Annotated in this window: 14 protein-coding genes and 1 pseudogene; 5 read left to right on the top strand and 10 right to left on the bottom strand. The window is 65.3% G+C overall.

Annotation, left to right across the window (positions count from 1 at the left end):
- Positions 1 to 396 precede the first annotated feature (396 nt).
- Together ACTWNK_RS00635 and ACTWNK_RS00630 are read left to right on the top strand one after the other, a co-directional pair.
- Positions 397 to 819, top strand: a complete 423-nt coding sequence (locus ACTWNK_RS00635) for a hypothetical protein (RefSeq protein WP_474301501.1) — start codon at positions 397 to 399, stop codon at positions 817 to 819.
- Positions 820 to 1,270: 451 nt separating this feature from the next.
- Entirely contained in the window at positions 1,271 to 1,444 is a 174-nt protein-coding gene (locus ACTWNK_RS00630; protein WP_474301500.1) for a hypothetical protein, read from the top strand.
- Between the two features lie 333 nt (positions 1,445 to 1,777).
- On the opposite strand, the pseudogene ACTWNK_RS00625 reads toward ACTWNK_RS00630, so the two are convergent.
- A pseudogene (locus ACTWNK_RS00625) lies at positions 1,778 to 2,585 on the bottom strand (IS5 family transposase).
- A gap of 115 nt (positions 2,586 to 2,700) precedes the next feature.
- Here ACTWNK_RS00625 and ACTWNK_RS00620 point away from each other — a divergent pair.
- The gene (locus ACTWNK_RS00620; protein WP_474301499.1) at positions 2,701 to 2,955 is read left to right on the top strand and encodes a transposase; all 255 of its coding nucleotides are present in this window, start codon (positions 2,701 to 2,703) and stop codon (positions 2,953 to 2,955) included.
- 194 nt (positions 2,956 to 3,149) lie between these two features.
- Here the strand turns inward: ACTWNK_RS00620 and ACTWNK_RS00615 are convergent, their stop codons facing one another.
- From ACTWNK_RS00615 to ACTWNK_RS00575, 9 genes are all read right to left on the bottom strand, one after another.
- A complete protein-coding gene (locus tag ACTWNK_RS00615; RefSeq protein WP_474301498.1) occupies positions 3,150 to 4,175 on the bottom strand; it encodes a lantibiotic dehydratase in 1,026 nt (341 codons plus the stop codon).
- Between the two features lie 57 nt (positions 4,176 to 4,232).
- Complete coding sequence (locus ACTWNK_RS00610; RefSeq protein WP_474301497.1) at positions 4,233 to 4,400, bottom strand: FxLD family lanthipeptide; 168 nt, start codon at positions 4,398 to 4,400, stop codon at positions 4,233 to 4,235.
- Entirely contained in the window at positions 4,381 to 4,821 is a 441-nt protein-coding gene (locus tag ACTWNK_RS00605; RefSeq protein WP_474301496.1) for a hypothetical protein, read from the bottom strand. The genes ACTWNK_RS00610 and ACTWNK_RS00605 overlap by 20 nt, the downstream gene beginning before the upstream one ends.
- Positions 4,818 to 5,132 (bottom strand): hypothetical protein, encoded by a 315-nt coding sequence (locus tag ACTWNK_RS00600; protein WP_474301495.1) that lies wholly within the window; start codon positions 5,130 to 5,132, stop codon positions 4,818 to 4,820. The genes ACTWNK_RS00605 and ACTWNK_RS00600 overlap by 4 nt, the downstream gene beginning before the upstream one ends.
- A gap of 495 nt (positions 5,133 to 5,627) precedes the next feature.
- Positions 5,628 to 6,077, bottom strand: a complete 450-nt coding sequence (locus tag ACTWNK_RS00595; RefSeq protein WP_474301494.1) for a hypothetical protein — start codon at positions 6,075 to 6,077, stop codon at positions 5,628 to 5,630.
- A 186-nt stretch (positions 6,078 to 6,263) separates the two neighbouring features.
- Positions 6,264 to 6,920 (bottom strand): hypothetical protein, encoded by a 657-nt coding sequence (locus tag ACTWNK_RS00590; protein ID WP_474301493.1) that lies wholly within the window; start codon positions 6,918 to 6,920, stop codon positions 6,264 to 6,266.
- A gap of 142 nt (positions 6,921 to 7,062) precedes the next feature.
- The gene (locus ACTWNK_RS00585) at positions 7,063 to 7,245 is read right to left on the bottom strand and encodes a hypothetical protein (protein ID WP_474301492.1); all 183 of its coding nucleotides are present in this window, start codon (positions 7,243 to 7,245) and stop codon (positions 7,063 to 7,065) included.
- Positions 7,246 to 7,480: 235 nt separating this feature from the next.
- On the bottom strand, positions 7,481 to 8,329 hold the full coding sequence (locus ACTWNK_RS00580; RefSeq protein ID WP_474301491.1) for a helix-turn-helix domain-containing protein: 849 nt from the start codon (positions 8,327 to 8,329) through the stop codon (positions 7,481 to 7,483).
- A gap of 9 nt (positions 8,330 to 8,338) precedes the next feature.
- A complete protein-coding gene (locus ACTWNK_RS00575; protein WP_474301490.1) occupies positions 8,339 to 8,851 on the bottom strand; it encodes a DUF6879 family protein in 513 nt (170 codons plus the stop codon).
- Between the two features lie 584 nt (positions 8,852 to 9,435).
- Here ACTWNK_RS00575 and istA point away from each other — a divergent pair.
- Both istA and istB read left to right on the top strand, forming a co-directional pair.
- On the top strand, positions 9,436 to 11,082 hold the full coding sequence (gene istA / locus ACTWNK_RS00570) for an IS21 family transposase (protein ID WP_474301489.1): 1,647 nt from the start codon (positions 9,436 to 9,438) through the stop codon (positions 11,080 to 11,082).
- The gene (istB, locus tag ACTWNK_RS00565) at positions 11,079 to 11,891 is read left to right on the top strand and encodes an IS21-like element helper ATPase IstB (RefSeq protein WP_474301488.1); all 813 of its coding nucleotides are present in this window, start codon (positions 11,079 to 11,081) and stop codon (positions 11,889 to 11,891) included. Before istA ends, istB begins: the two co-directional genes overlap by 4 nt.
- Positions 11,892 to 12,775 lie beyond the last annotated feature (884 nt).

Raw genomic sequence — 12,775 nt, 5'->3', positions numbered from 1 at the left:
GCCGACGTGTTCGGGCCCGAACACTCGCGCGCCACGATGGGAACGTCCCCCGCGTGCGCGGGGCTGACATAGACCTGCACACCATGACCGCCGCCACGGTCGGAACATCCCCGCGTGTGCGCGTAGCCCTTCGAAAGATGGATCAGCTGCTTGTTGCTGACGCAGGCGTTGCCGCTGCCCAGACGCTGTCGGCGACGACCGCTGGATCGAACCTCTATCCCCATCAGGTTCGGACAAGTCCTGCTTCCGTCACCCCAGCTACGGTCCAATGGATACGTGACCTTACCTAAGCCGACAGCAGATCCGATCTACCTCGGACGGGCAGCTATTTCACTTCTAGTCACAGGGGTTGCTGTCTTCGGGGCCTGCACGCTGCTGCTACCAGTGACTTGGTCCGTGTCTGAAAGACTCTTCCTGGTCGCTTTGAGCGCTGCGAGTGGCGGTGGTCTCTTTGTCGCGCATGAGGCACGCAGGCTCCGCGTTCGGCTCCTGCAGGGCGCAGAAGATCCAGCCACGCTGATCAGTCGCCGCATCGACGCCGTGAACGCCGCCTTCACCGAGGCGGCCTCCCTCATGAGCGAGCTTCAGCGCGACCTCGCCTTGCAACAGGCCGCCCGTGAAGCGCTCGCGACACAGGCCGACCAGCAGAAAACGCTCCTGAGCGTGAACCAAGAGCAGGCCGAAGGCATCCGCGCCATCTTGGTCGGCGAGACCAAAGCCTCCGTTCGAGTCGAGCGGCGGCGGCAGTGGCTGTTCTTCGCCCTTGGAGTCATCGTCTCTATCCCTATCGGCGCCGCGATCAATCTCTTGGTTCCATGAGACGTGACCAGAGACGAGGCGATCCTGCGTCTTGCCGTAACAGCTCCAACTACCAGCCATAGCGTGAACGGACCTAGCAGATCAAAGCCTTGCTGAATCTACGCCTGCCGAAACTAAATCCATACAGTTCGCGCGACAGAGAACTCCGCCAAGTCGATCCCTTCTGCGGACCCGCAGCTCGAAACTCACATCGGCTCCATCACTGAGTCCCAGACGGTGGACAGTTGAACTCTGCCCGTTCGGTCTCTGATCTGATCTTGTCTGGAATGATTTCGCACGTAAGTATGGCTCTGACCCGAACTGTGTAGAGCGGTGACGGAAGGTGATTCGACCGGGTTGAGAATCCGGATTCAGGGAAGGTCGCAGTTGGCCCGGCCATACATCTGCCGCTTCAGCGCCTTGATTCGTGTGACGTCGCTTCGACTGGGCCCGGCTCGGCTAGGACGGCCTTGTGGTCGCGTTCGAGACCGTTGGCGAGGGTGTGCAGATGGGGGAGGTCGTCGGCGCGGGTAGCGGCGATACAGGTATCGAGGCGTTCGCCGTGTCGGCGGTCATCATCTCGGCGAAGGCCTCGACGTGGGTGGCGAGGGTGTCTAACTTCGGCAAGTGGCCCGGACGTTCTTGAGTTTCTGCTGTTCGTCGGGGGCGAACTTGTGGGGGCGGCGGCGGATCCAGCGGGTGATGTGGCGGACGTTGGTCGTTGTGGGGGCGGCTGGTGGCGCGGCCTTAAGCTGGCGGAAGGGCAGTAGGTGACGCAGATGGTGCCGCAGCTACTGCGGTATCCCGTGCGCTGATCTCCCGATGCAGCTGCACGTTGGTGCACCCGGCATTCCAGGGCTCATGCAGATGGGGCTTGGAGTCATCCAGTTTGCTGGGCCGCCCGGCCAGTGAGGTGGCCAGCAGGTCCTCGACCCGTTCGGCCCGGTAGAACTTGTGCACAGTCTCCTTACTGATCGTTTCAGAATGAGGTTCTGAGTCGTCGCATGCAAATGATGCTGCAGGCGAGTTGGAGCAGGCCTTGATGGAGGTCGGCGCGTATCTCGTAGCGGATGCGAAGGCGCTTGAACTGATGCAGCCAGGCGAAGGCCCGCTCAACCACCCAGCGGGTCTTGCCGAGGCCGGATCCGTGGGCGATGCCGCGGCGGGCGATCTTCGGGGTGATATCGCGGCGGCGGAGGATGCGGCGGTACATGTCGTAGTCGTAGCCGCGGTCGGCGAAGAGCCTGCGGGGCCGTCGGCGGGGCCGTCCACGCAGGCCGCGGACGGGCGGGATCGCGTCCAGAAGTGGCAGAAGCTGTGTGACGTCATGACGGTTGCCGCCGGTCAGCGTGATGGCGAGCGGGGTGCCATGCCGGTCGACGATCAGGTGGTGCTTGCTACCCGGCCGGCCCCGGTCCACCGGCGAAGGTCCGGTGTGATCCCCCCTTTCAAGGCCCTGACGTGTGAGCCGTCGATTGCGGCATCGTCCATCTCCAGCAGGCCCGCTCGCCGCAGTTCGGCGAGAAGGACTTCGTGCAGACGAGGCCACACACCAGCCTCGGTCCAGTCCGCAACCGCCGCCAGGCCGTCACTCCGCTGCGGCCGGTCCGTTCCGCGGGCACATCGCGCCAGCTCACGCTCTTGCACAGCACGTACATGATGCCGCGAAGCGCGGCACGGTCGTCGGCCGGCAACCGACCGGGACAGCGGTGACGTCGCGGTGGACGAGGCGGCAGCAACGGCGCCACACGCTCCCACAAGTCATCAGGTACAAGGTCATCCGACACGGCCAGCACTCTGCCGTCCGGACTCCTCAACTGCCAAGCCTCAACGCCGAACTCATTCTGAAACGGTCAGTTAGACCGTGTCTTGCTTGGTGATCGATCGTTGAGTTGTTCGTGGATGCGTTCATTGACCGGCTGGTACCCGATGCACTGTGGGAGTTGTTCCAGCGGGTGGGGGCCGCCCGCGCTGTCACGGCCGCAGGGGGGCGGGCGACGGCGGGTCGATGACCGTCTGGTCCTGGCAGCGATCGTGTTCGTGGCGACCAGTGGCTGCACATGGCGGCGGCTGCCGCCGGTGTCCAGGGCATCCTGGCAGATGGTGCTCTGCCGATTCGCCGGATGGAGCGCCGCCCGCGTGTGGGCCAAGCTATAGCGGATCATGCTGGACGAGCTCGGCTCGCGCGGGGAACCGGACCGGTCGGCCCGCGAGCGGTCAAAAGGGGGGAGCTGACTGGCCCCGATCCCGTCGACCGCGGCAGCCGTTCTCATGCGCACGACGTTGCGGGATCGGGATCGTTTCCGACTGCCGAGACGATGCCCCTCCGTCACCGCTCTGAATAGTTCGGGTCAGAGCCAACTCACACTCGCGAAACCACCCTGGCCGACGTCGAAGCCCGGGTGGGTCACGCAGGCGAGGAACAGGGCGCCGCTGCCGTACCGGTCGGCGAACTGCTCGATGTACCGCTGCCACGGCAAGGTACCGGCGGGGTGAGGGACGAGCCGGGCGAGCGCGGTCGCGGCGGTCTCCAGCTCAACGGCCACCGTCTTGGGCAGGCGCACGTCGGCGTCGAGCCGCACCGTCACGGCCGCCCGCACACCCGAAGTGACGACGGGAGCTGGTAGAGCTTGTGCGGGGTCGGCGACAGTGGCCGCCGCTCGGAGCGCAGGGCGCAGCAGCCGGACCTTCAGCAGCTCGGCGACCAGCCTTTCCCGCCTGTATGAGGGCGTCTGCGGGTACTCGGCGGCGAGCTTGCACAGCAGGGCCGCGTGCGGGATCGGCGTCTTGGCGGCCTCCAGGACCAGTGCCACGACGGAGGTCAGGGCCAAAGAGGACTCATCCGCGCCTTCGGCGGGGATGAAGACACGGCCATCGACGACTCGGGCCAGGTTGTTGACGGACACCTCGACGCCCGCCATCCGGGCGGCGTCCGTCTCATAGTCGCTGATCGCCGCGTCCAACGCGGCCGGGTCCGGGCCCGCGACGACCTCGCGCATATCCCCGACACGCACCAGGGTGACGCTGTCGAAGCCGACCAGGCTGACGCCGGCAAACAAGCCGAAAGGGGTCGAGCGGTGCCCGGCGCGCAGCGCGTAGCGGGCCAGCGCGAGGGCGGCACGCCGTGCCTTGCGCGGGTTCACCACCCGCCCATCCAGGAGAGCCGACACCTGGTCGGCGAGATCGGGGCTCGCGCTGGAGACCGCGTACCGGAAGGGCTCATCAGCCCGTACCCAACCGATCCACGACCTCCACGCGTCGATCGTCGGGTCGGGCCCCGGCCAGTCCGGAAGAGCGGGAGCGGTCAGGCTCACCGCAGCGCGCAGCATCCCGGTGCCGGTGCGCCGGTAGCGGGATATCCGCGCCCGCGTCATCATCGTCTCCTCATCTGGAAAGCCGTCCGTACTGGCCGAGGCCTGAGCTGGGAGCTGGGGCTAGGAGGTGGTGCAGGCGCTTGGGCAGGAGCTACCGCAGTTGTCGCCCGTGCCGCACAGCAGCACCATGTTGGCCGCAGGGGTGTTCTCGACGAGGTTGATGTCGAGGTCGAACGGGTCAAAGCCCGCCTCGACCTCGACGCCCCCGTCAGTGCGCCAAATGGTCATCTCGTACTCCTTCTCTTCTGCGGGAGTTGAGCGAGGGCTGAGCGACGGCTGCCCGGAGGCACGCCCGGACGAGGGCACGACTCGGACCGGTGGGTGGAAGCGCAGAACCGGGCAGCCGCGCTCCTTCATCGCTGTGACGGGCGGCGATCAAGACGGCCGCGCCGCGCACGTCGGTGGTGAAGGCGTGGGCGTAGAGCAGCTTGCCGTGAGCGTTGGTCTGGCCGGTCCACCATCGCCATTGGGCGCGATACCCCCAGACGGGGAATCTTCCCTCGACCATGACGATAGTGACGTCGTTCATGGCGTGCACTTCAGCAATGAGTTCGTGCTCGGATTCGAGCTCGATGCGGAGCCGCTCCGCCGCCGCCGTCCGCGGGGCCAGGTCCACGAGCAGCGAGGTGTAGAAGGCGTCGGCGATCACCTGGCGGCTCCTGCCATGAGGCGCTCCCACAGCGTGTCGACCTCCTCAAGGCCGCTGGAAGAGCTCTCGGAGATCTCGCAAACCGAGAGGTCTGCCGGGTTGGGCCGGATGGTCCGGCGCACCCAGAAGACGCCCCCGGCCGTGACCTTCTCGTAGGTGATGGGTCGGCAGTCGCAACTCCAGTCGAGCACGTGCGGAGTTCGGGCGAACCGGTCTCGGCTGGTCGCGGGCGCCCACTCCGCCGACTCGCAGCCGGATGAGAGGTCGCCGGGCGGCGGGCAGTTGCGTCCGGCGCAGATGGTCTTGGTCATTGGGCCTACTCGGGAATCTCGATGTACGGGCCGAAACCGGCGACGGCGGCCAGGAACCGGGCATCTCCCACGTCCTCGCAGGCCTCGGTTGAGGGCCGCCAGCAGGATGCCTCAACCGGTCCCGGCTCCGGGAGTTGGAGCGGCAGAACGCCGAGCCACGTGAGATGCCGGTGGTTGACGAGTGACTTCAGGCGCCAAGTTCGCACGAGTGTCGGCGCCATTTGACGGATCTTCCGGCTCCTGTCGATGACCGCGTTCTGGTACCAGTCCATAGTTCAAGGGCCTGCGCTGATGACAGCATGGCGGGATGCCAGATCTGCTGTGGGAAGACGTCAAAGGCTTCTTCACCCCTGCTGCCGGATGTGCGTGTCTGTGCCGCCTCAGGCGACTGGCAGGCTGTGTTCGATCTGATCCAGGCCAGCGGCTGGGCAGGAGAGTACTCAAGCGGCAGTATCAGCGGGGCGCTACGCTCGGCGGAGTAGAGATGGTGCCGCCTCATCTGGCCCCGAGCGGGCACGGGTAGGCGGCGTGGAGGTTGGGGCAGCAGATCACAGCGGTGCTGACGAACCGGCCGCCGATAAGGCGGTCACCCCAGGTGACGTCAACGATGGCGGGCAGAGCCGTCCGGGCGTTCTTCAGGCGGAACTTTTTGTGCCACCCGGCCTCCACCGGTTTCCCGCTGTAGACCGGCATGAGTTCAACATGGGCGTCCCATTGATCGCTCAGCCACGCAACAGCCTTGTCGGGCTCACCGAAGGTCTCCTTGATCTGCGATGGGCTCTTGAGCAGCCAGTCGCAGGTCCGCTTCGGCGGCAGGAGTGAGGCCAGGAACGCGGCGTTGGCAACCGCGTCCCGGGACGGGCGGCGCAGCGACTCCTGCTCGCGCTCGCGGCCCTGTCCGATCCACTGGTAGGCGTGCCAGTGATACACGCTGTCGTCCCCCACGTACCCCATGTGTCCTCTTCTGTGGTGGCGGAAAGAGACTGTGAGCCCCAGCCCGCAACCCCGACGGCCGGGGCTCGTCCCGGCTCGGCCTCGCATCCCAGCCCCCATGCAGGCTGTTGCCGAACCGGGCGCGACCGGCCGGAGGATCCCGGCATGGTCCTGCCGATCACGGGCTCTTGAAGTCCCTCAGCGCGCGGCCGATGCTGCTGCTGCGGGGAGGGGCCGGATCAGCGGCTCCCACGGCACCGCGACGACATCATCCAGGCGCACCAGGAGTTGACTGGCCAGCGCGTAGCGCAGGTGGAAGGAGTCCAGCCGCAGCTGGGCACCGCGCTCCACCAGGCGCGCCTTCCCCCCGCGCGGCTCGAACAGATCCGCGATCACCGCGTACCGGGAGTAGCCCCCCACGCTGTAGACCGCAGCCGAGCGGCGCAGGTGCGGGCACTGGGCGATGGCCCTGGGGATGCATGACAGGCAGGTGGGAGGGGCGTTGGTGAATCCGGTGATGGCCTCGCCGTCTTCCCACGTCTCCTCGCGCGACAGCAACCACCACACCCGGCCACTGTCCGGATCACGCGCCGAACCCGCGCACGCCTGGCACAGGGTTTCGTCCATGCACCGCCACTGACGGACCACGTTCACGGTCTTCAGATCCGGGCGGCCCTGCCGATTGTCGAGCATCCGGGCCCGCAACACCCCGTGCCGCCAGTCTCCGACGATGGGATCGCGGTGCGAGAGCCGGACGCCGCCCTCAGGGTGGCGGGCCATCCGCAGCCGCTGGGACACCACTTCACCCAGGTGTCCGATGACATAGGGGACCTCGAAGCCGGTCACGGTGCTCACGCCGGTCCCCGACGCCGATACTCCGGGTCCACCCAAGCCGTCAGCATCGCCCCGAACGCCCCGATCTCCAACCCCTCATGATCGGCCGGCCGTTGTGTCGGAGTCTCGTCGGCGGTGGGCTCAGGCCGCCCCGCTGAGGCGCTCATGCCACGCTCTCCCGAGCCCGCAAAACCGCCCCGGACGCTACCGGACCATCAGGGCACGGCAGCACGGCCCCGCCGATGATCCACAACGTGTTCGGCCGCTTCTCCAGCACCGTGTTCAGATCGGCGAGGGCCAGATAGCCGTCGATCCCCAGCGTGCCCGGATCGCCGCTCTCCCTCACACCCCGCCGAAACATCTGCGCCCTGTACTCCTCGCGCCTCCACGACGGAGGAGGCACAGGGTTCGACTCGCAGCCAATCTCATCCAGCTCAGCATCGGTAAGCGGTCCAACAAGGACCGCCTTCTCAGGCTTGGCACGACGTCTTGGGTGGCGTGGGGCCGCCTTACGTGGGGGCATGCCTCGACGGTAGGAGTGGCTGTGAGCAAGGCTCAATGAACTTGTACGAACTTGCGCATCAACCGAGAGTTTGCAGCGCCGACGTGATCAGCGCTCTTGCTTTGTTGCCGTACACCGCGTGGGCGGCCAATTCAGTGAAGCCCTTGACGTACAGAGCGATCTCCCGAGGCTGGGTAACCGTCACCCCTGCTGAGAGGAGTTCCACGAACACCCGTTTGTCGTCGTAGATCGAAAAGGTCTCCATCGTCCACAGCCTGCGGCGTGCATTGGATGGAATGACCCCGAGTGAGACAGAGGGAAGCGACAAACCTTCCAGGAGTTGGCCGAGTTGCCCGGCCATAACATCGTCATCGGCTATCCGGTCATGAAGTACAGACTCTTCGAGAACGATCGCGAAGCGATGGTCCCCTTCATAGAGGAGTCGACTTCGGGCCGCGCGGACCGCTATCGCCTCGTCGATGTCTCGCGGAGTTTCGTGGAAGTCGGCAAAGGCTGACAGCACGGCCCGCATGTAGCCCGGCGTCTGGAGCGGCCATGGCATGAAGTGTGAGCAGTAGAAGCGAAAGAGTCTGGTTTGTTCGTAGAGCGATACGCGCGTCTCTTGCAGACGCTTCATGCCGCTGCGCTGTAGACGCCGCCACTCCATGTACATGCCGTCAGCATCGCGACTAGCCGCGATCAAATCGGGGATCTCATCCTCAGCCCCGCAGATTCGGCACCATGTACGTATGTCGTTGTCTGATGGCAAGGTACGGCCGTTGATGAGCCGAGAGCATTTCGACTCGTCCCAACCGGCCTCCTTGGCAAGCGCCCTGGCCTTGATGCCGGAGTCGCGCAGGATCTCGCGAAGACGCTTGCCAAGTGCAACGCGGGCTTCGTTGGCGCTGGATGACGGTGGTGTAGGCACGTGTAGTGATCAGACGAGCCGGTACTCCTGGTGGTCGACGCCACGTTCCCATACAGCCTCAAAAGCTGTACGGCACAGCTTCACCACGGCTGGTTCGTGGGAGTCTTCATAGCCGGATGCTTCCCCATCACCCGAGTGGAAGCCGAAGCGTACCAACCGGTCATCGAAAAGCCAGAAGTCATTGCCGGGCAGTGCCAGATCCGACGCCTTCTGACGGGGAAGCCATCGAACCAGTTCACCACCCGCGAGATTGGCATGTGGTGTTGCGGAGTGTTCGTAGCGGATGTATGCACTCGCTGGCTCTGAAACGATGCGCGCCCGGCGCACTACGACGCCCCCCTTGATGGTCGCCTTGATTAGGTTGACCCACGGCGCGTCGAATTCTGTGCGGTCAAAGGGGACTCCCTCCTGCCAGGCGATATATCCAGGGCTTGAATTTCCGTACCCATCGCGCATTTCGAGGTGTAGCGCTGAGCTTGTGCACCGCCCAAGCAGATCAGTCAAGGTCGGGGTTGGGTTCACTGCACGCCTCCAAGAGGTAGCCTCGCATATGCCCTGGGAACCTAACGATCATCTCACCTGGTGCGAGTGGGCTTCGGGTTGTGATCTGCTCGATTTCGGAGGGATCTGTGGCTATGACCGCTTGGAGTACGATGCTGCCGTCGCGGTCATCGACCCAGACTGAGGGGCAACCGCCGTGTTCGCTGGTGGTGTCGACACCGATGAACCGTAGCGCCATGGTGGCCTCCACTGCTCCGAGAATGTGTGTGACCTTGCACAGGTGGAGCTTGAACGCCAGTAGCGGGACCGTCAAGGGTCCCGGTGCGACACGTCTCATCGGGGAGTCAGCACAACGTCAGCACACTACCGACGAATGACCGTGAACAACGACGAACAACAGAAAGCCCCAGACTCCCGGCATAGGCCATGAGCTGGGGCTTTGTCTCCTTGGTTTTGCGAGCGTGAGTTGGCCCCACCTACGCGTCGCGCCCGGCCCCACCTCTGCCGCATGGCGTAGCCACTCGGTGACGTTCCGATGTCTTTTGGCCCCACCACAGGCGTTGCGATGAGACGCTGCTTGCGCTCCAGGTCTGGGAGGGGCGCGAATGCCGCGAATGACCAAAGTGGAGATCTACGCAGCGATCCGCAGAGACTCTCGGGCAGGTCTGGGAGTCCGGGCCCTGGCGCGCAAGTACGGAGTACATCGCCGGACGGTTCGCGAGGCGCTGACCTCCCCCTGGCCGCAGCCTCGTAAGAGGCCGCCACCTCGCCGGTCCAGGCTGGATGCCTTCAAACGGATCATCGACCAGATGCTGCGTGAAGATCTGAACGCTCCGCGCAAGCAGCAGCACACCAGCAGACGCATCTACACCCGGCTGGTCACCGAGCACGACATGGAGGGCATCTCCTACTCCACCGTCTGCGGTTACGTGGCCTGGCGACGCCCTGAGATCCGTGTCCAGGCGGGCCGATCGCCCCCAGAAGTCCCCATCGACCAGGAACACCGGCCCGGCGTCGACGCCGAGGTCGACTTCGGCGACGTCGTCGTCAACCTCGCCGGCAAGCCGACGATCTGCTATCTGTTCGTCTTCCGCCTGTCGTATTCGGGCAAGGCGGTGCACCGCGTCTCGCTGTCGTGCGGGCAGGAAGCCTTCCTGGAAGGACACGTGCACGCCTTCAGCGTGCTCGGTGGCGTGCCAACCGGCAAGGTCCGCTATGACAACTTGAAGGCTGCGGTCGCCCAGGTCCTGGGATTCTCCCGGGCCCGGGTGGAAAACGAGCGCTGGACGGTCTTTCGCTCGCACTACGGCTTGGAGGCGTTCTACTGCCGGCCAGGCAAGGAGGGGGCGCACGAGAAAGGCGGAGTGGAGGGCGAGGTCGGCCGGTTCCGCCGCAACCGATTGGTCCCCGTCCCGCAGGTCGACTCGATCGCCGAACTCAACGAGCTCATCGAACGCTGGGATGCCGAAGACGATCTCCGCCGGATCGGAGCCAGAGCACGGTCAGTTGCCGAGTACTTCGCCCTGGAACGACCGCTGCTGGCGCCGTTGCCCGCCGAGCACTTCGAGTCCGGCCGGACGTTCTACCCGCTGGTCGACCGCCGATCGCAGATCAACGTCCGCACCAATCGCTACTCCGTGCCGGTGGCATTTATCGGCCAGCAGGTCAAAGTGCTCCTGCGCTCGAGCGAACTGCTGGTGTTCGCTGACCGCAACCTCATCGCCCGGCATGAACGGCTGATCGCCAAGAACTCCTGCCGCCTGAACCTGGACCACTACCTTGAGGTGCTGGTTCGCAAGCCCGGCGCGCTGCCCGGCTCCACCGCACTGGAGCAGGCCCGGCAAGCCGGGAAGTTCACCCCGGTCCACGACGCCTGGTGGTCGCGAGTACGCGAAGTCCACGGAGACGCCGACGGAACCCGCGAACTCATCCAGGTCCTGCTCCTGCACCGGACCATGGCCCACGAACATGTCGTCGCGGGCATCGCCGCCGCCTTGAAGGTCGGCGCCCTGTCCGCAGACGTGGTCGCGATCGAAGCCCGCAACGCTGCCGAGACCGACCCGCAGCCATCCTCCGAACACGCCCCCGGCAAGGCCGCCGGCCGCACCGTCGAACTGCCCGACAACATTGTCTCCCTCACCCACAAGAAGCTGACCAGCCTGCCGCCCGACACGCGCCCTCTGCCTTCGGTTGCCGCCTACGACCAGCTGCTACGCCGCTCTCGCCCATCACAGACAGGAGAGTCCTCATGAGCAGTTCCAGCGCTCAGCAACCGCGCATCACCCGCCAGCGCGGACTGACCGAGCCTGCCGCGGAGGCCGCCATCGACCAGGCTTGCCGGATGCTGCGCCTGCCCACCTTGCGCCAGCAGTTCATCGGGATCGCCAACGCCGCGGAACACGAACAGCTCACCTACCGCGGCTTTCTCGCCGAACTGCTCATGGCCGAATGCGAAGACCGCCAGCGCCGACGCGCCGAACGGCGCATCAAGGCTGCCGGTTTCCCCCGCGAGAAGTGGCTGACCGACTTCAACTTCGAGGCCAACTCCAACGTCGAGCCCGCGGTGATCCACACCCTGGCCAAATGCGAGTGGATCCGCGACGGCAACCCGCTCTGCCTGATCGGCGACTCCGGGACCGGCAAGTCCCATCTGCTCATCGCCCTGGGCGCTGAAGCCGCCATGGTCGGCTATCGGGTCAAATACGTCCTGGCCGCGTCCCTGGTCAACGAACTCGTCGAAGCCGCTGACGATCTCGTACTGGGCAAAACCATCGCCCGATACGGCCGCTACGACCTGCTCTGCCTGGACGAACTCGGCTACATGAAGCTCGACGAGCGCGGCGCCAACCTCCTGTTCCAAGTCCTCACCGAACGAGAAGAACGCGCCAGCGTCGCCATCGCCTCCAACGAGTCCTTCGCCGGCTGGACCAAGACCTTCACCGAACCACGCCTCTGCGCCGCGATCGTCGACCGCCTCACGTTCAACGCCGCCATCATCGACACCGGCACTCGCTCCTACCGGCTCGCTCAGACCACAGCACAGCAGCCCACCCACGGCTGATCGAGATCAACCGTCGCCCGATGCGTGAGCATCACCTGCCTCGTTCGGCCCGAAGCCCGCGCGCCCGCTGGGCAGGTGGTGTTCACGCCATGCAGGGGTTCGGGGACGCAGTCCCCGAACCCACAGAGGGTGCAGTTCCCAGGCTGTGATCAGCCGCAGATGGGGCCAAAACTCACGCGTGATCAAGACACCCATGATCGCTAAGTGGGGCCACTTCTCGCGCGAACTGGCATCCTCGAAGATCGCGAAGTGGGGCCTGGACAGTTCGGAAAGTGGGTCCATCTTTCACGCGTGAAATCAGTCTCCTGTTTGACCAGGTCAGACTAGTTCTGCTAGGGAAACTGGTGGACGGTACGAACGGCACCCACGACGACCAGGTCGACGTGTGCACGTTGCACTCAGCCTCACGGCTGAGCTCCATTGCAGGCTTCCGGGACCGCCGTTCAGCTGAAGTGGTTGGCCTGACGTGCCCAGCAGATTGCGACAGTCGGCTACATAAGCTGACGGAAGTCTGAAGGAAGGTAAGTGCGTGACGAGGCGTCGCAGGCAGTTCTCACCGGAGCTCGAGGACGAAGGGATCCGCATGGTGCTGGAGGCGGCGACCTTGATACCGAGCGCGGCTAGCTCGCCGTGGATACGCCGGTAGCCCCAGGAGGAGTTCTCCCGTGCAAGCCGCAACACCAGAGCGCGGATGGATCGGACGGTGCCCAATCTGGCTTCGGTCGGCCGACCTGTCGCTTCACACCGCCACCTCATGGCGGAGCACCATGATCTCGACGTCTTTGGACGCTGACCATGGCCCAGCAACACCAGCCAACCGAACACGAATCAAGGTCAGATACAGAAGACGAACCAACACAGGCCGCGATCTTGCCCGTAGAGTC

The sequence above is a fragment of the Nonomuraea sp. IBHARD001 genome (assembly GCF_056106265.1).
The sequence above is the reverse complement of the archived record's forward strand: the minus strand, read 5'-3'. Positions and strand labels throughout refer to the sequence as shown.